Consider the following 702-nt stretch of genomic DNA (forward strand, 5'->3'; position numbering starts at 1 on the left):
GCGATCGCTTCTTTCCTGAACCATGTTCAGGAGAGTTCAGCGTGAATGTATCAGTCAATTAGGTCTCTGAAGCTATGGACGCCGCCGAAATTGCCGCCTTGAAAGAGCGCATCAAGCTAATCCGCGAACGCCGGCCAGCGGTAGCCAAGCTGTTGGAAAAGCCAGACTTGGGCAGCTTGCGCGTGGATGTCAACCAAGCGCTGGAGGAGATCGACGAGTTGCTCTACGAGTTCGAGCAGACTTTTGGCCCGGAAAGCTAGAGGGCTAGTTCCTGATAAGCTGCTGCAACTGGGCCAGAACCTCAGCGCTGTGGCGGCTGGGGTTTACAATTGGGTCGATTTCTCGCAAAATCCCCTCCGGGTCGATCAAGAACGTATTGCGCAGGGCAACATCGCCCATCCAGGATCCGTAGGCTCGACTGACCGTGCCATCGGGATCCGACAGCAAAGGAAACTGTAGCCCCTCTGCCGAGCAAAAGCGCCTGTGAGAGTCCACCGAGTCAGCGCTCACGCCCACAACCTGTGCCCCCATGGCCCGGAACTTGGGCAAATCTTGCTGAAAGCGGCGGGCCTCAATCGTACAGCCGGAAGTGAAGTCGCGGGGGTAAAAATACAACACCACCCACTCCCCCCGAAAATCCGCCAGCCGCCGTATTTGCCCGGCTTGATCTGGCAATGCGAACTCCGGTGCATGAGAACCTAT

At 57.1% G+C, this 702-nt stretch carries 2 protein-coding genes; one reads left to right on the forward strand and one right to left on the reverse strand.

The features are described 5' to 3' along the window. Window positions 1–74 precede the first annotated feature (74 nt). Window positions 75–260 (forward strand): hypothetical protein, encoded by a 186-nt coding sequence (locus NW838_RS08120; protein WP_414344512.1) that lies wholly within the window; start codon window positions 75–77, stop codon window positions 258–260. Window positions 261–264: 4 nt separating this feature from the next. On the opposite strand, the gene NW838_RS08125 is transcribed toward NW838_RS08120, so the two are convergent. Beyond that, window positions 265–702: peroxiredoxin (locus NW838_RS08125; protein ID WP_414427831.1), on the reverse strand; the 438-nt coding region annotated here is incomplete at its 5' end.

Origin of the sequence: Synechococcus sp. R55.2, from assembly GCF_047462075.1 — a bacterium.
Lineage (GTDB): Bacteria > Cyanobacteriota > Cyanobacteriia > Thermostichales > Thermostichaceae > Thermostichus.